15 protein-coding genes are annotated in these 19,796 nt (G+C 47.9%); 3 read left to right on the top strand and 12 right to left on the bottom strand.

The window, feature by feature from the left end:
- On the top strand, positions 1-189 hold a 189-nt coding region (locus tag BWI97_RS09110), incomplete at its 5' end, for an IS3 family transposase (RefSeq protein ID WP_146010901.1).
- 88 nt (positions 190-277) lie between these two features.
- Here the strand turns inward: BWI97_RS09110 and BWI97_RS09105 are convergent.
- From BWI97_RS09105 to BWI97_RS09070, 8 genes are all read right to left on the bottom strand, one after another.
- Entirely contained in the window at positions 278-640 is a 363-nt protein-coding gene (locus BWI97_RS09105) for a YtxH domain-containing protein (RefSeq protein ID WP_094814312.1), read from the bottom strand.
- A gap of 46 nt (positions 641-686) precedes the next feature.
- Positions 687-1,163, bottom strand: coding sequence for a hypothetical protein (locus tag BWI97_RS09100; protein WP_094814314.1), 477 nt, complete (start codon positions 1,161-1,163; stop codon positions 687-689).
- 353 nt (positions 1,164-1,516) lie between these two features.
- The gene (gene thrC, locus BWI97_RS09095) at positions 1,517-2,815 is read right to left on the bottom strand and encodes a threonine synthase (RefSeq protein ID WP_102200804.1); all 1,299 of its coding nucleotides are present in this window, start codon (positions 2,813-2,815) and stop codon (positions 1,517-1,519) included.
- Positions 2,816-2,960: 145 nt separating this feature from the next.
- Positions 2,961-4,655, bottom strand: coding sequence for an AAA family ATPase (locus tag BWI97_RS27645; protein WP_158242726.1), 1,695 nt, complete (start codon positions 4,653-4,655; stop codon positions 2,961-2,963).
- Positions 4,656-4,658: 3 nt separating this feature from the next.
- Positions 4,659-5,912, bottom strand: a complete 1,254-nt coding sequence (locus BWI97_RS09085) for a DUF4350 domain-containing protein (protein ID WP_102200803.1) — start codon at positions 5,910-5,912, stop codon at positions 4,659-4,661.
- Between the two features lie 100 nt (positions 5,913-6,012).
- On the bottom strand, positions 6,013-6,741 hold the full coding sequence (locus tag BWI97_RS09080; RefSeq protein WP_102200802.1) for a DUF4129 domain-containing protein: 729 nt from the start codon (positions 6,739-6,741) through the stop codon (positions 6,013-6,015).
- Positions 6,731-7,591 carry a hypothetical protein gene (locus BWI97_RS09075; protein WP_102200801.1) on the bottom strand — a complete coding sequence of 287 codons (861 nt, stop codon included), beginning with the start codon at positions 7,589-7,591 and terminating at the stop codon, positions 6,731-6,733. The genes BWI97_RS09080 and BWI97_RS09075 overlap by 11 nt, the downstream gene beginning before the upstream one ends.
- Positions 7,592-7,606: 15 nt before the next feature.
- The gene (locus BWI97_RS09070; protein WP_102200800.1) at positions 7,607-8,566 is read right to left on the bottom strand and encodes a stage II sporulation protein M; all 960 of its coding nucleotides are present in this window, start codon (positions 8,564-8,566) and stop codon (positions 7,607-7,609) included.
- A gap of 172 nt (positions 8,567-8,738) precedes the next feature.
- Between BWI97_RS09070 and BWI97_RS09065 the strand changes: the two genes are divergently transcribed.
- The gene (locus BWI97_RS09065; RefSeq protein WP_102200799.1) at positions 8,739-9,473 is read left to right on the top strand and encodes an RDD family protein; all 735 of its coding nucleotides are present in this window, start codon (positions 8,739-8,741) and stop codon (positions 9,471-9,473) included.
- Between the two features lie 15 nt (positions 9,474-9,488).
- On the opposite strand, the gene BWI97_RS09060 is transcribed toward BWI97_RS09065, so the two are convergent.
- The 4 genes from BWI97_RS09060 to BWI97_RS09040 all read right to left on the bottom strand — a co-directional run bounded on the left by BWI97_RS09060 (position 9,489) and on the right by BWI97_RS09040 (position 17,351).
- Positions 9,489-9,794 carry a hypothetical protein gene (locus BWI97_RS09060; protein ID WP_102200798.1) on the bottom strand — a complete coding sequence of 102 codons (306 nt, stop codon included), beginning with the start codon at positions 9,792-9,794 and terminating at the stop codon, positions 9,489-9,491.
- A 592-nt stretch (positions 9,795-10,386) separates the two neighbouring features.
- Positions 10,387-12,924: a carboxypeptidase-like regulatory domain-containing protein gene (locus BWI97_RS09050; RefSeq protein WP_102200797.1), complete on the bottom strand. Its 2,538-nt coding sequence runs from the start codon at positions 12,922-12,924 to the stop codon at positions 10,387-10,389.
- Between the two features lie 6 nt (positions 12,925-12,930).
- Entirely contained in the window at positions 12,931-13,680 is a 750-nt protein-coding gene (locus tag BWI97_RS09045; RefSeq protein ID WP_102200796.1) for a GLPGLI family protein, read from the bottom strand.
- Between the two features lie 332 nt (positions 13,681-14,012).
- On the bottom strand, positions 14,013-17,351 hold the full coding sequence (locus tag BWI97_RS09040; RefSeq protein ID WP_102200795.1) for a TonB-dependent receptor domain-containing protein: 3,339 nt from the start codon (positions 17,349-17,351) through the stop codon (positions 14,013-14,015).
- Between the two features lie 354 nt (positions 17,352-17,705).
- Here BWI97_RS09040 and BWI97_RS09035 point away from each other — a divergent pair, with 354 nt between their 5' ends.
- Complete coding sequence (locus BWI97_RS09035) at positions 17,706-19,796, top strand: HEPN domain-containing protein (RefSeq protein ID WP_102200794.1); 2,091 nt, start codon at positions 17,706-17,708, stop codon at positions 19,794-19,796.

Here is a 19,796-nt window from a genome sequence, read left to right as displayed (position 1 = left end):
GTCATGGAAAACTTTTTTGGCACCTTAAAGTCCGAACTTTTTTATCTCAATACCTATGAATCTATCCAAGAGCTTAAGAAAGATATTGCAAACTATATTACCTATTATAATACCGACCGAATTAAGCTTAATTTAAAAGCAATGAGCCCGATCGAATATCGAGCTCATTACTTTCCAAACAAATTCTAAATCCGTCCAACTTTTGGGGGCTAGTCCAATCTTACCGGGTTTTTTATGAGGTGTTTATGCACCCCTATTCGGGTTGGATAAATAAGTCTTAAGAGAATGATCTCTTGGCTTCGCTCTGAACGTCTGAGTAGGTTTGTTTTACATCGTCAGCGAAATTTTCCGCTTTAGCCGCTGCTTCACCTTTCAACTCGTAAGCACTGTCTTTAAAGTCTTCTACTTTCGACTGAGCTTTACCTTTCAGTTCGTAAGCTTTTTCTTCGGCTTCATCCGCGAATTCACCCAGAGAGCTTTTACCAGCTTCGATTTCGTCGAGCATTTTGCTAGCCCAATCATTAACGAAGCGTTTGATTTTCTTAACATTTTTGTTGCCACTTTCAGGAGCAACGATGATTCCGATTAATACGCCTACAGCTCCGGCAGCGGCGAATCCTAAAAGACTTTTACTAGCCATGGTTGAATATATTTTGTGATTATAGAACCCAATTAGGGCCTGATAATTAGTTTTTCAAATCTTTCTTAATGTCGTCAAACGTTTTTTCAACGTCCGACTTAAAGCTTTTCCAATCGCGTTTCAGACCACCTTTAAGTTCGGTCATGTTTTCGTCGATTCTATCTTTTCGCTTTTCGAGCCGATCTTTCCGAGCCTCCCAGCGGGCTTTCTCTTCGCCTTTGGCGTTGTCCAGCTTCGCGTCGATTTGCTTCAATTCAGCATCGATGTTATCGCGTTGGGTTTGCATTTTGGCAAGAAACTCGCGTTCTTCTTCCTTCAACTCCGCGTTTACTTCCGCACGCTTTTCAGACGCATCGTTTTTCGCTTCCTGTAAATCTTCATTAATATCCGCTTTTTCTTCGCGTGCTTCCTGTTTAGCATCAGCTAACGTTTCTTCGGCACTCTTGGGCTTTTCTTCGCAGGAAGTCAGGGTAAACATTCCTAAAGCCAAAGCGGTACTGAGGGCAATCAAACTTTTCTTCATGGCAATAACGCAGGTTGGAATAATTTTAAGTGATAGGTTGATACTCGTATAAATTGATGGTAACGCAGGTTGGTTATAAATTCAATTATTCAGGTTGAAGTACTTTGTTTTTCAAGGTTGGTTGATGGTCGGTATGTATTCTTAATGTGTTGAAGGCATTTCAGATGTCTTTAAACGATAAAAACCGATACCAAACGGCTTTTCACCCAAAATTTGGGGAAATAAACTCCCAATATTACCCCGTATGCCATTCAGCTTCGTTGATTCCTATACACGTTGTTTCGAAAACCATGAAACAAAAAAGGGCCAAACGGAATGCGTCTGGCCCTTTTTTATGAAAAAGTAATTGATCGTTAGCCCAATAGATAGGCTTTGAAATCAGCAAAGTTGCTGCTCATAGGGATGGCTACTTTATGCTTGTCGAGCAATTCGGCCAATCGTTCAGGAACGGGTAGTGTAGTACCGAGCGTCGCCTCCATCGTAGGGAGAAACTTTGCATAATGAGCCGTAGATAAGAATACACCCGTTACATCCTCCTCCAGCTCGGCTACCGTATCTTTTAGTCCTTGATACGCAATGGCCGTATGCGGACAGAGCAGATAAGCCGTCGAATCATAGGCGTGGCGAATGGCATCCTGCGTTTGTGCGTCGTCGTACCAGATGCCCGTTATCAAATCCTTAGCGGTTTCCCATTCACCGCCGCTCAGGAGCAGTAAACGCGGGAAGTTACTGGGGTTGCCCACATCCATCGCGTTTGAAATGGTTTCCTGGGAGGGTTTCGGCTCGAATATGCCCGTTGACAAGTATTCCGGTACGACGTGATTACTGTTGGTCGCCGCAATGAATTTACGTACGGGCAGACCCATGCGATACGCAATGATTCCCGCCGACAGGTTGCCAAAGTTTCCACTCGGCACGCTAAACACCAGAGGCTTACCCAGATGCTTGAGACGAGCGTAGGCATTGAAATAGTAAAACGCCTGCGGAATCAAACGACTGATATTGATCGAGTTAGCCGAAGCTAAGTTAAATTTCGCCCGTAAATCAGCATCCAAAAATGCTTCTTTCACCAATCGCTGGCAATCGTCAAACGTACCTTCGACTTCCAACGCCGTAACGTTGGCTCCAAGGGTGGTCAATTGTTTCTCCTGAATGTCAGAAACCTTGCCACGGGGGTACAAGATCGTAACCTTAACGCCCGGAGTTTGGTAAAAGCCCTGAGCAACCGCACCACCCGTATCACCGGATGTGGCTACGAGAATATGAATTTCCTTCGCTGATTTTTCCAGGAAGTAGGACATCAACGCTGCCATGAAACGAGCCCCAAAATCCTTGAAGGCCATGGAAGGCCCGTGGAATAATTCGAGCACGTAGGTATCAGGTTCTACCGCTACCACCGGGGCATCGAACGTAATGGCCTGATCGACGATGCGTTTAAGGTCGGCTTCGGGAATGTCATCGCCAATCAAAGCTTTAGAAACTTCCAAAGCAATCTCGGGTAGCGATAAATCCTGAATCGTTTCAAAAAATGAAAGCGGAAGGGTCGGAATATATTCGGGCATGTACAACCCATTATCGGGGGGCAACCCACGAAAAACAGCCTCTTCTAAGCTAACGTCAGGACTCTGGTGCTTGGTGGAATATAGTTTCATCCGAATAAGTTTTCAATTTACCGTTCCGTCTTTCCAGCAGCCTCTTGCCTGAAAACCACCGCCTGCGTAACAGTAAATCGTTTTTAATAAAACGAGGACAAAATTCGGGGTTTCCCCCCGGCCTGCCAAATAGAATTTTGTGAAATTACGCCAGTAGCCGCTGAATTTGTTCTTCCGCCTGGTCCGGTTCATCAAACCAGTACTCTCGCAACAGCGGAGCAATTTCCAGTCGAATGATACGTAGGAACCATTCTTTTTCGGGCATTTGCGGATGGGTGAAGTAACTATGACCAATGAGATATCCACTGCCCAGATTGCGGTCATTGTGGATAACTTTGTTGATAAACTCCAATTTATTCACCAAAATGTGGATAAACTCCGCTGATACGGCCTCGTTTTCCAGTAATGCTTGAAACTTGGTACTGAATGTGGGAGCTAGCTCGATGAAGGCAAAACGTCTCCGCAGGGCGTAATCCACCAGAGCCAATGAGCGGTCGGCGGTATTCATGGTCCCAATCAGATAGACATTGGCGGGTACGAAAAAGCGTTCTTCCGAATACGTCAGCGTAATGGCGTGAGCGGGGCCTCGTTTATCGCTTTCCATCAATTGAAACAATTCCCCAAAAATTCGGCTTAAGTTGCCCCGGTTGATTTCGTCGACAATGAATACAAAAGGTTGATCAGACTGCCCAGCTCGCTTACAGAATTCGTAAAATACACCGTTTCGCAAATAAAAATTACCCGCTCCATCGGGCCGTAGTCCCTGCATAAAATCTTCGTAGGCGTACGACTGGTGAAACTGAATCGTTTCGATACGGCTTTCGTCCCGAGCACCCAATAATGTATAGGCAAGCCGTTTGGCTACGAAGGTTTTCCCCACGCCGGGCGGACCCTGCAAAATCAAATTTTGCTTGTACACCAACGCATCCTGAATTTCCTGAAAGCGTTCGTCCGTGAGAAACAACTCCTGCAAAGCATCCGCTGCGGTATAAGGCCGGGGCTGATACGCTGGTATGGGTTCGGCAACAACCGGAGCCGGTGTCGATACAACCGCTTTTTTTGTGGATTTCCTAGGCGTTTTTCCTTCCTGATTGAATACGTAGTAATCGCTACGCAATCGTTTCAAGAACTCTACCGCTGTTTCGTAGGATTGAACGTTCTGGACGGAGCCTTCAAAGGAAGCCTTATTAGTAAGCCCCGACCACAAACCAGCCTTTAATCCATCAGCCGTAATGGTCAGAAACAGGTGATGGCATTCCTGATGCGAGCGAAAGCGGGCCGGGTACAGAGCCAGCCAGCATACGAGCGAACCAAAATTGGTGCTCCCCCGGAAATCAACAGTATGCGTGCGGTACTCACTCAATCCCAGCGTTTCGGCAATAGCAGTAGTAATTTCCTGCAGGGCTGGCTTGATAAGATTGGATTGCAGTTTTCGGTAAAAAATCGGGTACAACAACCGGAAGTACAGACTTTTGCCCTGACGGCGATATACACTGAACGAATCTCGCGGCTCGGAGTTTGCCAGGCCTTCGACCACTTTTAATCCGTACTTCTGAAAGTATTCGGTATCTCTCCGTTCGATGCGTTCGCGGTAAAAATCCACGTCTTCTGCACGCAGGGGCGGGCGTTCTTCCTGCAACTGATTCAGCACTTCGTACCGGAGCAGTTTAATGGGCTTGAACTGTTTTTCAACGACTTTGTACTCTTCCAGCAACTGAGCAATCACGGCTTTGTCGATGGCATTCAGTTCAGCAAACAGAGCGTCATCATCCGATTCCAGCCGTTGCAGATAGCGGGCAATCTCCTGAATACGCCGAATGGTTTCCTGAATCTGGGTCATGGGTTACTGGGTACGCTGGTAAAATTGTTCAATCTGGTTACTCAGATCAACCAGCTGGTTTTCGGGCAAATTTCCTGAAAAGTATCGTACCTGCCCGATTCGACCCAATAATCGATCAATTTCGGAACGTTCGAGTCCGCTTTTTGCCGTAAGTAATTCTTTAAATTCTTCGTCCAGCTCCGTCGTTTTCAGACCAAACCGCTGGCGTACGTACGTCAGCCAATGCTGAATTTTCTTTTCGGCAATCACGCTATGATCGGCCTGATGGTAGTATAACTGGCCTACCGTTTCGACGAATTCCAGGGAGCTATTCCGTAGCGGATCCAGTACCGGAATGACGCGTTGTCGTCGTTTACTTTCAAAGAGTACAAACAAAAATAAAGCCGCCAGAGTCAGGTAATACGCCCAAATTAGGCTTGGACTGGTAAAGAGAAAGCGAAACAGGCTTTTTTCTCCCTCGCGACCCTGTTCCGTATATTCATCCCACAGAATGGGTAAATTGGGTAAGTACGAAAGGGCCCGAAAGGCATAATTGGCGTCACCCTGTTGCAGGAGGTAATAATTGGTAAAGACTTCCGGAGCCGAATGCAGGTACAACGTACCCGCTCCGAGGTTGAATTTCAGGAAATTATACTGCCCGTGCTGGTTTACGCCCAAAACCGTAGCTTTCTGTGTAGACTCAGTAGTAAGGAAATGGTTTTCAGCGGTTTCTCTTTCCAGGACAAAGCCCTTACCGGGTTGTTTGAAGGCCGGATTCGTCAGGTTCAGAGCCATGGTATCGAGCCGAAAGCGGTTGTAAAAAGCCTGCTGATCTTCGTCCGGTTGAGCCTGTTCCTGATACGCCCGGTTGAAATCAACCAGATGATTGGTACCTATTTTCAAATGCAGTGAATCCAGCAGAAGCTGTGGAAAACCGTTGGCCGAGAGAAAAACGACATTTCCGCGTTTCAGGTACGCAAACAAAGCCTTTACGTCGGCGTCTTCGAGCGTACAGTTTTCGCTGATGTATAAGTAGGTACTCCGGGGAGCGAGTTGCTGTTCTTTCCAGAGGTTATAAAAAGGCAGGCGTACCGAGCGAACGGGTTGTTTCGGAAACAGTCCCGGCAGCAGGTCATAAAGGGCTTGGGTAGCGAAAGGCATTTTCTGGTCATTCCGATACGTCCGCGTCCAGTCGATGGGTCGCGGACGGAAGTACTCCACGGCCACAAACAGGACGATGATACTGAGCAGAAAGAACAGAAATTTCGAATGCTTCACGAACGGAAAAACGTTATAAATCGGAGGGAACCTAGATTTGCCCCTCAAATTACCAATATGTGGTTCCTATGGAGTTAGTACAACTACCTAACTGAAAACACTAAACCCTAAACTCATTAAACTCCTGTTGAATTTCCCGGTACCGTTCTTCCGTTACCGGAAAGTCGCCGTACCAGACGTATTCAAACAACGAAGTCAAATGTTCGAATGTAGGCCGTAAGCCGGGCTGATTCACCTCATAGACGTACGTACGGTTGGTTTTATTGATTTGCCAGGAAATCAACTGTCGATCGGCCATCGTCTTGAGGGTTTGCAGGTACAGGAGTCGTACGGCCAGTCGGTAATTGTGCTGATGAACCGCCTGGTCAATCGCTTCCCGAAAATCAATCGCGTGAATGTCTTCCTGCATCAGGGAATAAGGAAGCGTAGATCGTTTCGATTTCCGCTGGAACAGGCCCATTTTGTCCATCCCCATGAACTTATACAGCACAAATACAACCACGGCCGTAATGAACAGAATTTGTACCCATTCGCGGCTTTTTCGGGTATCGGTACTGTAGAGAAAATCGAAAAGCCAGGCTAGAAACCGTTGCCAAAGCTCATCGATCAAACCCGAGGGTGGTTCCACATCGTGACCATACTGGTATTCGCGGGCCTCTTTAGTCTCATTCCAGCCTTCGGGCAGCGGTTGCCGTAATGTTGGTCTGGCAGGTTCGGCAGGAAGAACCTTTTTACCTACACCCGTAGCCTCCTTCTGAGCGTATGCTCCCGAAAGCGGAAACCAGAGCAGACAAGCAATCAGCCAGTAGTAAAGTCCTTTAATACGCATCGTCACGGCGATTTTGCTGACCAATGGCTTCAATTTCCTGCATAAGGCCAATACCTTCTTTCTTTTCCACGAGCGAAAAATACTGAAATCCGAGAGCTACATCGACCAGGGCCGAAAGAATGGTCGTACCTGTTACGGCTATTACCGAACTAAGCATCGTTACCCACTGCAGGTCATCTCCTACTACTTTCAAGGTTTGCAGAAACATGACCAGATACATGGGAATGGACAGAATTCCTCCTAAAAAGCTGGCTGCCAACGTGACCAGTATCCGGATACCGAAGGTAGTCAGGGCGTCACCCCAGCTCATCGTTACCAGTTCATGCGAACGTTGTAGAGCCTGCGAAGGTCGCCGCTCTTCGCGAACTAGACTGATCGTACCTAAACTAAACGTGGTATACGGGTATGCTACCGGTAGAAAACACAGGACAAAGCCCAGTAGTAAAGAGAACCCGTATATCACGTACAGAAGTAACGTAGGTAATAAATTTCGCAGTACGATTCGCCAGACCTCGGCGGGCTCAATAGGCTCGTCGCTGTCCATGTACCGTACCAGATAACTGCTCACGACCAGGGAAATGGTAATACTTGCCAGGAGACTGAACAAAATACTCATCAGGTACGAAGGGCCGAAGAAATTGCTGAAGCGGGAAGCACCCGCCAGGCCCAATCCCGAACTGAAAAGCTGCGATTGGTATAAGCCCGTAGCGATTCCGGAAATCAGCGAAAAAGGAGCCGCGAAATACAGCAGAATGGGCCCCAGTGTACGCAGGTTTTGAAAGGTAAACTGGAAGGTAACGTTAATGATTTCGCTAAAATTTCGCTCTTCGCGAAGTTGAATGGTACGCATAAGTACGTTTTTAGGCTAGGATTGGGGAAGTCGCAAGGTGGCTCTCCGGTTCAGCTGGATCGGATACCAGACGAAATACCAGCCAATAAAAAAGGCCGAAGCCGCGATGATGAGTATACTAACGGCCGGGTACAACGGCTGTCGGGTTACGAAGCCTTCCAGGAATCCCGCCGTAATGAAAATGGGAACCAGGCCGATCGCGATTTTCATCCCCTGACGGGCTCCCCGCTGGAAAGATTCGAGTCGGGAGTAGGTTTTAGGAAACAGAATACTATTCCCAATCGTCAGCCCCGCACAACCGGCAATGATGATGGCTGAAATTTCGAGCGTGCCGTGAATCCAGACCGTCAGCAGAGCCGCCCGAATGACGCCCTGCTGGTACAGAAACGTAAAAAACGCTCCGAGCATGACGCCGTTTTGAAACAGTACATAGACCGTTCCTACGGAAAGGGCAATGCCGTATACGAAAGCCGCAAAAGCCACGCGTACGTTATTGATTGTAATGGTGAGAAAGGATACGGTCATTTGCTCGGATTTGTACACCGCCATCGGATCACCGCGTTGGATGTTTTCGAGCGTCATATTCACATACCGATCGCCCAGAATCAAACGGACAAAACTTTCGTCGTACAGCGTCGAAATAACACCCAGCACCGTAGCGGCGAAAAAGAACAGAAAGGCATACAGCAGCGTTCGATGCGATTGGTAAAACAGAAAGGGTAACTCGTACGCCCAGAATTGGACGAAACGATTGCTTTTTTCCTTACGGTTGGCGTAGATTTTCTGGTGAAACCGCGTTGCCAGCGTATTCAGGTAGCGGGTAACGGGCGAATCGGGATAGAACGTACGGGCGTACGAAAGATCGTCGGTCAGTTCAATAAACTGCTCCGATAATTCATCGGGATTCTTGGTCCGATGGTCTTCGTAATACTTCCACTTTTCCTTATTTTTCTTAATAAATACCGCTTCTCGCATGGGCTTCTCCGCTTAAACCAGATAACTGCGACTAAACTATCGGGCTATCGGCCAAAATAGCAAAAACTTTTTCGTAATTCGCTGCGAATCCCAAAGGATTCATCGGACCGTTTCCCAAAAACGAATTTTCTGTTTGTCCATTCCCGAGAATCAGCCGTTGCCTAACTCAGCCATGTCTACGCATTTATCCATCCAAACGACCCAGAATGTTACGCTGGAATTTCTGCCCGCCAGCATTGGCGACCGAATTCTGGCTTTTCTTATTGATCTCGTGATTATGGGAGCGTGGTTGATTCTGGGTTCTTTGCTCTTCAGCAGTTATCTGACCACCATTGTAGAGAATACGAGTGTTCTATTCTCCATCTATATGCTGGTGATTGCTCTACCCGTCATGAGTTACAGTTTACTGTCGGAAATCTTTATGAACGGCCAGTCGGTAGGTAAACGGGTACTGGGACTTCGGGTCGTACGCCTCAACGGTACACCCGCCGGCGTGGGTGATTACTTTCTGCGATGGCTACTTAGAATGCTCGACATCTGGATTTTTTCGGGACTGGTGGGTTTGATTACCATGGCCATCTACCAAGGTCAACGGCTAGGTGACCGGGCTGCCAAAACAGCCGTGGTAAAATTGCGGCCACCCGTACGACTGGAAGAACTCACCCAGGAAGACCATCCTGAGTACCAGGTGATTTTTCCGCAGGCTTTACTACTTTCCGACCGTGATCTGAACACCATTCGCCGGGTACTTCGCAAAACGCAGCAACACCATACGTTCGATCTGCTGGCCATGACTGCCCAACGGGTAAAAGACGTTACAGGAATTCAAACCGACCTCGACGATTGGGTTTTTCTCACTACGCTTTTACAGGATCATACCGTATTGGCGGTACGGGAAAGTGTATAGAAAGCCGGAATCAGATTAGATCGGCTGGCGTTCCGGACCCATCAGAACTACGATCATCGTAGCCACCAGCAAAGCCAGGTACACCAGTAGCGTGACGCGTTTGGGAGCGTAAGTCCAATATTTGAAAATCAGTAATCCACTTCCAACCAACCCAATAATCAATACACTTCGGTTACGATAATCGGCGAGATTTGTATACAGCCGAGTGTAGGTCGCTTCGTCCTGATAGGATTGGTACAAGTCATAACCCGTTAACAGTCCAAACACAAAAAGCAGCGATACACTTGCCAGGAGCAGATACGAGGGCAGGGTTTTCCACATGATACGGTGACATTATTCCTGCAAAGATGTTCAAGGAACGTTTCCATTTTGATACGTAAGGATATAAATCATCCAGGCTACGAAGAGGATTATTGCCAAAATAGCATTCGTAAAGTCATCCGCTATAAAATCCATCCACGCCCGATTGCTTCGCAGACCTACACGAAAAAAAAGCCATCGCAGGGTACCTACGGGCACATTGCATAGCAATTCCCTGACTATCATTCTTAAGATACATTCTACTAGTAAAGTCAGAATCTCGGACATCGGTCAAAGCTCTTGATTTCCCGCAAGCTATTACGTCTCCTCATTCTTCTACCAACTATTTGGGACTGGCGGTGCTGAATAAAGCTTTTCTCCGCCGTTGTTGGTGTTTAGCGGAGCGTCATCAACAACTTGGCTTTCCACAGGTTTTCAAGCTTTATTTCCCATCTGATCAATCGGAAATTCGGGTAGGGACTCCAATTTGCCTAGAGTAAGACTATTTAAAATTGAAAATCAGCCCGTAGCATGACGTAGCGAGGCATTAGTTGATAGGTGGACTGACTAATGAGATAATTGGTTAGCTGACTGTACGTGGCATTAGGGCTATTCAGTAAATTCTTACCAACCAGTTCAAGCGAAAATTTCCGATTAGGGGGTAAAATCGAATGAGTCCATCCAGAAAATAGAATTGATTCTGCATCGCATCGGTCTTCAGATGAGTCCATTCTGAAGTCAAAATAAAAAACCAGACTTTTGAAGGATTCATCTTCAACGCAACGATCGGTTTTGACAAACGATTATACCCTAGCGAAACGCCCGTTTCCCGGACGTCTGACCACAAAACTTCGTACCCAGCTTCCAGATTGATCATTCCGTCAAAGGCCGTTCGTACCACCAGTTTACCCTGCAGTGACCGAACTGCCCCCCGATTTAGAATATTGGTATTCACCATACTTTGGTACGAATTCCATCCGGCACTGAGTCGGGCGTTAGTATTCAACTGGAGTACCGGAAGGTATTTACTCAGGTCGGTTGCCAGCTCATAGGAATCGTTTGGAAAGGGGGTTGGTATCAGGCTATTAAATGTAAACTGATCATTCACACCTACTCGCTGGATGTACGGCGATTTTTCGGAAGCGTAGGTAAAATTAGTATGCATTGAAAACTGATGCAGCCAGTCTGTATTTGAAAAATTCAGAACAAAGTAGCTGGTCTTAAGACGATTCCACCCGGCATATCCCCGTTGAAACGAACGATAGCTGCTCAGTACATAGCCATTCATTAGGTTTGTACTGCTAGGCTGGCTCTGATTACGACCATAGAAAGCCCCCAGCTTCGTGTCCTGATTGATGCGAAACGTAAGCCCTGCCATGGGGTTGAGGTATCGGAAAGTGGTCTCTTCTCCAGACGCCTGTAGCTGCACGAGGTGAACCGACGCCCCCAGAAAGAACTCCAGTTTACCCCACGGCAACGTTGTCTGGGCTTCTAGGGAGCCGTGTTTCTTACGATACGCGAGTTCATTTTGGTAGTCGGCATTTTCAATAGTTTGAGCCTGGGACAACAGCCTGGAAGACAGCGATTCCCGTAGATCCGAAAAATTGGCGTTGAAGGCATACTTGCGTCTGTCACCCCAGGCTCCCATCCAGCGAGATTGTAAGGCCCAGATTTGCCGTTGATTGGCAACAGACTGGGTAATTTCCCCCGTATTTTCCGGAAAAAAAGCTTTGAAGCGATCGGAGCGTATGCGTAGTTCCTGGGGCCGATTTTGCTGCTGAAAGTAGGCATCTACCGTCAGGGCTCGCCTACCCGGAAACCGGTGAATATAACCAAGTTGCTGTTGCATGCCCTCCTGGCGGGAGAACATTTTCTGCTGCAATTGTTCCGTAAACGCTGGATTGGATGAGGTAATGTCAAAGGCCGAGTTGATCCGCTCGGTTTGCCAGTTGCCCTCCCACTTCCAGCGGGTTGTGGTTGAAGGCATATATTCCAGAGCCATCTGACTCACCTGCAAGCGGGGACGTGTTTCGAGTTGCTGGGTATCCTGTATAATTAGCGGGGACTGTTCCAGTACATACGTATATCGGTTGATGATTTGTTGCGGATTTCTATCACCAAGCCGATACGTAAACGCTTTCATCTTAACCTTGGGACTGATCGTCAGGGTCACATTAGCGGCTCCCAACCCCACCCGGTTTTGATTAAACCGTTCAGCGGCTATCCCTGGCACAGTGAAGCCGGGTTTTTGAATCAGGACTTGGCCTGGATTACTATCCTGTACGGGAGACGATTCATTTTCTTCTTTTCCTAAATCGTAGGTAACTTCTGGTATGGGGTTTCGTCCGGTATTGTTGGCCGTTCCAATCACACCCAGTTTCAGGCGATCTATCAGCGAAAATACATTGGCTCGGACTTCGTAGCGTTGGGTCAGACCAGCAGCTACATCGGCTGTACCAAAAATTACTTTGCGGCGATCTTCCCGGAGTTTAACATTGAGTACGGTTTTATCCGAACGTTCAATGCCTTTCAGCAAGGGTGTATCCGAAGCATTTTCAATCGCCTCTATTGTACCGAGTAATTGGGCAGAGAGGTTTTTCGAAAGCAGATGGTAATTCTTCGAAAAAAATTCATCGCCTTCGAGCAGTATTTTTTCAATGGGTTTGCCTTTAAATGAGATCCCTCCATTTTCATCTACCCGAATACCCGGAAGTTTTTTAAGTAGTTCTTCCAGTACTCGCTCCGAGCCATCCGCGAATTTCTGTACCGTAAAAATCGTAGTATCTTCCCGAACGCGAATGGGCAGTAACTCACCTTTCACAAGGACTGGTTTTAAATCAACGGGCTCCTTTTCCAGCACAAAATCCAGCGACTGCGATTCAGCCGAAACCCAACGGCTTTGACTGACGTAACCCAGGTTATTAATGGTGAGGAGTACGTGCGTGGTATCCGGGTCCATTTCCAGTACATACCAACCCTTTTCATCGGTAGTCGTGTACGCGAGAATGCTTGAATCTGCCTTCGATACAAGAACTACACAGCCCACCAGTGGCTGCCCAGCGGTGGAAGAAACGTTTCCGCGAATGCTAACTTGACCGAAAGCGTGACTAAGCAGGAACAGGAAGCCTCCCACCAATAGCAGGATTCGCATGATGATTTAATTGGGAAAATTCTCGACACTAAACGTATTGATTTCCGTAAGCCCTCCTACTTCTTTAAAATTACTCCCCAGATCCATCTTCTTCATTTGGCGTAAGCGTTCTTTTCGGTAGGCGATAAACTGAGCAAGAGTAACTGGTTTTTTACGGAATTTAGGTGGGTTAAGCGTCGGTCCATTGGGGGTCAGTTGTAGGGATTGAAAGAGAAACTTCACGGCTCCATCAGTGGAGGTGGCTTCCAGAATAAGTCCGGGCAATCCCCATAGTTTCCAGGGACCTGCACTCACGGGTATGGCTGGCGTGAACCAGGCGGTATACGTTCGATTTCTCACCATCCCGACGGCTTTCAGACAATCATATCCACCAATTTTTCGCTTTTCAGTACTTATCTTCCATTGGGGTTTTAACAGGGTATCTTTTACTGGAAAAAATTGAGATAGAATTCGCTCATTAGACAGTACCTGTCGTTTTGAAAAATCCAGATAAAACTGATCTATTTCATTATTGGAAGATTTGCCATATATAGTGGAAATGTTGACTTGATCTTTAATCTCTTCGCCTTCTTTATCTGCTAATAAACTTTTTTCGGTATAGAAAGAGCTTGTCTTAGTAATTATTAGCGTTCCATTTCCCGAATAGCCGGGATCTAAGGGCTGATTTTCCAATTGACGATAGTTTATAATGCCTACCTGAGATTGAGCATACAAACCGTTGCTCAACAAACCGATAAAACATAAAATCATTTTCATACGTACGCTAGTTAGGGGTGCAGAACTAAGTATGGGGGAAATCCGGCCTTATATCAATTGAGGTAATAAAATGTAACTTAGCTTCTATAAAAATTCATATTAATATAACTAAAAAGGCCTAATTTTCTTTAAAAATTTAAATGAATAATTACTACTATTTTCCTGTATTCAGATACGATTCAGAGAGGTTTCCAGTGAAGTGTGCTTTTTTCAATACTCCATCACCTTCTAGTTTAAATGGACTGACTAAAGCCGAAACATGTATTTCTATCAAAAAGAAAGGCTTTCCCCTCGCAGGGAAAGCCTTCGCTATTCATTATTCGTTCAAGCACCTACTTTTTCGCCACGGCTCCTCTGAAGTTTCGAAGGTTATACGTGAACGTTAGCATAAAGTACCGGCTTAACACCAGCGTGCGGGTATCTTCCACGTACGTTTCCGTCGTATTCCGGCTGATGCTGTTGTTTTGATTGAGCAAGTCGAAAATCGTCAGACGAATTTCACCGCGTTGATCTTTCAGGATCTTCTGCCCTACGCCCAGATTGAACAGCGTAAAACTCCGGTCGTAGCCGGCACCCAGACCCGTATACAGCGTATTGGCTACGTCCGGGTTGATGGTGAAGCCCTTAGCTGAAATCCAGTTCAAACGAAAACGGGCCGTATGCGAGAAATAGTTACTGTTCTGTTGCGGCTGAATCGTATACCGAATGATGTTATACGCCCCTGAATACGAAACGGAGAAATCCAGATTTTCGCTGATGTTACTGCTCAGGACAGCTCCACCGTTGATGGCGAAATTATTCGAGAAGCTTTCTACTTCGTTGATTAAACCGGGCGTACGGGAGTAATTCACGCCCCCGTTCAGATTGAGGTTACTCTTGATTGACTGAATGGGCAAGCCCAGGTTCATAAACGCCCGCAAATTCCGGTAGCCCTGCAAGTTCACCGGACGACTGTACTGCGACCCACGCGTCAGTAATACGCCTTCGGTCAGCGTCGTGTCCCGGTTGGCGATCACGGTAGCGTTGGTGATGTTATTAGCCGTAAAGGTGGCGAATATCCCCCCGAAGAAATTCACCGACTTGGCCACATTCGTACTATTGTAGCGTAAGGAAAGCGTATGCGAGTACTCCTGCTTCAGGTTCGGGTTACCGCTGGAAATGAAGAGCGGGTTAGTATTATCAAACACGTTCTGCAACTGCGTGATGGAAGGAGCATTCGTGGAGGTTCGGTAGTTGAACCGCAGATTTTTCGTTTGCGTGAATTTGTAGTTCACGTCCATATTCGGCATCCAGTTCTGGAAAGTTTTATCCACCGAGAACGTCCGGGGAAATAATTGATTCCCCGATAAATCCGCTAACTGATAATCGACACCCGCCGAAAGAAAACCTTTCTGACTACGTAAGCGGTATGAAAGTCCAGCCCGGTTGGTCGAGTACTGATTGTCGAAACGGTTGCTCAGAATCGAATTCAGCGATGTGTATCCCTGCGTAGCTTCGTTGTAATCGTACGTTTCCTTGTTGCTTTTGCTGTTAGTGATCGAACCGTTGTAGCTCAGTTGCAACTGACTCATCTTCGACAGCGGCTCGGTATAGTTCACGTTCGCATTCCAGGTATTACTGTTGGTTTCCGTTTCCGATTGTTGTCGGATCAAGGCCAGCGAATCCACCCCATTTCTGCGGGCATAGCGGTTCTCGGAGTTTAGTAAGCCATTCCGGTTATTGGCATTCAACGTCGTTCCCAGCCCCACGGAAATGGTTCGTCCGGGCTTGGCAAATTGATGGCGGAACAACAGGTTCTGGCCAAAGTTGTAACCGTTACTCTGGGCCGTATTGCGGGTACTGGTCTGGCTGATCTGGGCTCCGGTTTCGCTCTCGCGGGTCGCCCCTTCGACCGTACTGCTGCTGTTATTGTTTTGAACGCTAATCCGCGGCGTCCAGATCAACGAACTTCGTTTGCTGATCTGATACTCCAGTCGCAGATTGGCCCGGTGGTTGTTGTTATTGTTGCTAGACTGGCTGTTCTGATCATAAATCTGACCGTTGCCGCCCGTCGCAAACGAAGTACGGCTCAAGGTCGTTTCGGACCGGTTACGAGCGTTGTTGAAGAAGTAACTGCCCGTCACTTTCACCTTACTGCTCCAGTTATCGGTATAGTTTAAGCCGATGGCGTTCGTAGAGGTAATACCACCCTGCTGACCTACCAGAAAGTTTCCGGCGGAGTTTCCGCCAAATCCGCCACCGCCGCCGCCACCACGGTTGCCGCCGCCGCCGCCGCCCCGGTTGCCACCAAAGTTACCACCACCCCGGTTGCCACCGCCACCTGAGCCCAGGGCTCCGAGCAAATCCTGCATGGCGAAGTTTTGCTGGTTTATATTGTTACTCAGGCCAATGAGTGAAATCCGGCGGGCTCCGTTAAAGAAGTTGATATTTCCCCCGGCCGAATACCGATTGTCGGTACCATAACCGGCGTATACTTTTCCGAACTGACCATTATTCTTCCCACTTCGCGTCGTAATGTTGATGGTACGTTCGGCATTACCGTCGTCAAAACCTGTAAACTGGGACTGATCGCTCAGCCGGTCAAATACCTGAATTTTATCCACCACTTCCGAAGGCAGGTTTTTCAAAGCGAGCGAGGCATCATCCCCAAAAAATTCCCGACCGTCTACCAATACGCGTTTCACATCCTGTCCCTGGGCTTTAATGGTTCCATTTTCCATCGTGATCCCCGGCATTTTCGTAACCAGATCTTCTACATTGGCATCTTTCGTTACCTTATACGCATCGGCGTTGTAAATCAGTGTATCGGCTTTCTGCTCTACGCGTTCCTGCATGCCTTTCACCGTCACTTCTTTCAGGTTTCTGGAATTGGAAGACAACGGTAAGGTACCCAAATCAAGTACGTTGTTGAAGGGCCGTACCTGAATCTGTTCGGTATTGTATCCAATATTTGAAAGACGTAAGCGATAACTACCCCGACTCAGATTCGGGAAGGCAAAACGTCCTTCGGCATCCGTAGTAGTTCCACTGCGTTTGGTACTATCACTGGCATTGATCAATAGAACTGTCACGCCGAAAAGTACAGAGCCGTCATTTTTATCCGTAACTCGTCCCCGTAGTTCAGTTCCATTCACGCCGGGTTCTGTCGTTGCCTGCGTGGATGGAGTCGTAGGCACGGGTTGCGTGGCAGGACGTGCCGTGGGAGGTAAGGTATCCCGAACAGCGGGCGTTGCTGTCCCTGCTTGACGACTCATATCAGCGGGCAGTATGGGCGTGTTGGAAGGAAGCGTCGGATTGGGTTGAGTCGTAGCCGGGCGAATCGTGTCCGCAACCGCTGTCGTAGTAACCGGCGACAAGGTTACGGCACCGACATCTACCTGAGCCCGTAACGGAGCTATTTCTACTTCACGAGCCTGAAAATTCGCTTTCGCTACGCGTATACGGTACGCGGGTCCCTGTTCCAGTCCACGAAACAGAAATCGACCTGCGGTATCGGTTTGGCTGGTGAGTCGTTTCGTACTATCGGCGGGCTGGAGTAAAACTACTTTAGCTTCAGAAACTGGCTTTTGGGTGGGTTGCGTCACGCGGCCGCTGATGGCACCTTCTTGGGCCCAGGCCTGGGAAAATGATAGCGTAGCGATCAGTAAAGAGAGGTAATGGTTCGTTTTCATTGTCTATCGCACGCGGCGGTGCTGGCTAGAAGGCTCGTAAAGAATTGTCTCATAGATTGCCTGGAGTGGTGGAAGTTTAGTGGTGAACGGGGGCGGTAGGACTCTTTTCATAAATTCATCGATGAACGGGGGTATTAAGTAGATATGCCAAGCGTTTATGGCTAGTTTATCTTTAAGGACTACTTACGCCCCAACCACCGCTGAACGGGCGGCGGATAAGCAATTGTTTTTCAGAATAAATCGGGTGTAAAAGGCACTAAAATTTTCGTACGCGGGTTTGGCCGTTACGCGTAAGAGTCCTACGTTTGTAAGCTAATTCTAGTTATTCGATAGAATAAAAGACTTCTCAGAGCCATGCAAAGTTTCCGTACCGAACTGGAGAATCCCCTCGTAGAAAAAGATATCGTCGATTTAGAGCGAAAAATCCGCCTTTTCCGGGAGGGAAAAATTCACGAGGAAAAGTTTAGAAGCCTGCGTCTGGCCCGGGGAGTATACGGTCAGCGGCAGCAGGGCGTTCAGATGGTTCGCATCAAATTGCCCTACGGCAAGATGACGTTTAACCAATGGAAACGCATTGCGGATATTTCGGACGAATATTCCACGGGGAACCTTCACCTAACGACGCGTCAGGATATTCAGATTCACTTCGTTAGCCTGGATCGTACGCCCGAACTCTGGGCCAAACTCGAACAAGATGACATTACACTTCGCGAAGCCTGCGGAAATACCGTACGGAACGTAACGGCCTCGCCAACGGCGGGGATTGATCCGCAGGAACCCTTCGACGTCACGCCTTACGCGGATGCCACCTTCCGTTATTTCCTGCGAAATCCGATTTGTCAGGAGATGGGCCGGAAATTCAAGATTTCCTTCTCCAGCTCCGATGCCGATACGGCCCTGTCCTACATGCACGATTTAGGCTTTGTTCCTAAAATCAAGGATGGGCAACGGGGTTTTAAAGTACTCGTGGGCGGCGGCCTGGGTGCCCAGCCGGCATTGGCTCACCTGTATCACGAATTTTTACCCGTCGATCAGCTTATTCCGACGGTGGAAGCGGTTTTACGCATTTTCGACCGTCACGGCGAACGTAACAGCCGTCATAAGGCTCGTTTGAAATTCCTGATTGCTAAAATCGGTTTCGATGAATTCAAGCGACTGGTTACGGAAGAATGGACCGCCCTCAAATCCAAAACTTATACGATTGAAGCTCCGGCAGAAGCAGTCCTGGAAACGCCTACCACATCACTGGCGTATGGAACGGACGAGGTCTACAACCAATGGCTGAAATCCAACGTATTCCCGCAAAAACAGAGTGGCTACTACGGCGTATTCGTACGCGTACCGCTGGGCAATATTCATTCCGAAACCAGCCGTAACCTGATCGGACAGATCGAGCCTTACGTTGCCAACGATGTTCGGGTATCAATCAACCAGGGACTGTTGTTCCGCTTTGTAAAAGCCGAAGATTTACCCCGCGTTTACGAGATTCTGGCGGCTCACGAGTTGGCTCAGCCCGGTGCGAACAGTACGGCCAACATTACGGCCTGCCCCGGTACGGATACCTGTAACCTGGCGATCTCCGATTCGACGTCCATTTCACTGGAACTGGAAAAAGTCATCGGTCAGGAGTTTCCCGACCTGATTTTCAACAACGATATTTTAATTAAAATCTCGGGTTGTATGAACGCCTGCGGCCAGCACAGCATGGCCCAGATTGGTTTGCACGGCAGCTCGATGAAAGCTCCGGATAAACGCGTATTGCCCGCTTTACAGGTTCTGCTGGGTGGTGGAACGCTGGGCGATGGCTCGGGTCGGGTAGCTGATAAAGTCATTAAGATTCCGTCGAAACGTGGTCCGCAAGCCCTGCGTTGGATTCTGAATGATTACGAACAAAATGCTACTGACGGCGAGTATTTCAATGATTACTACGATCGTCAGGGTGAAAAATACTTCTACGGCATTCTGAAACCGCTGACGGATCTCTCCACGGTGGTAGACAGCGATTTTGTAGACTGGGGTCAAACCGAATCTTTTGCTACGGAAATTGGCGTAGGTGAATGTGCCAGCGTGATTATCGATCTGGTGGCTACGCTGCTTTTCGAAACCGAAGAGAAATTCGACTGGGCCGAGCAAGCCTTGAAAGAAGGTCGCTACGCCGATTCGATCTACTATAGCTACAGCGTTTTTGTCTCGGGAGCGAAAGCTCTGTTACTGGACAAGAGCGTCAGCGTGAGTACGCAACATGCGGTCATTAAAGAATTTGACAAGCAATTTGTGGAAAGCGGTGAATTCTCGTTCGCTGGTCAAACCTTTACGGAACGAGTACTACAGATTAATCAACTGGAACCCTCGCCGGAGTTCGCCGAGCGTTTTCTGGGAGAGGCCCTGGATTTTCTTCAACGGGCGAAGGCGTTCCGCGAAGAAGCGGTTGCGGCTAAAGCCTGA

Source organism: Siphonobacter sp. BAB-5405, assembly GCF_002872335.1.
In the GTDB taxonomy this organism is placed as follows: Bacteria; Bacteroidota; Bacteroidia; order Cytophagales; family Spirosomataceae; genus Siphonobacter.
Note: the sequence above shows the minus strand (reverse complement) of the source record. Positions and strands in the feature narration are given on the sequence as shown.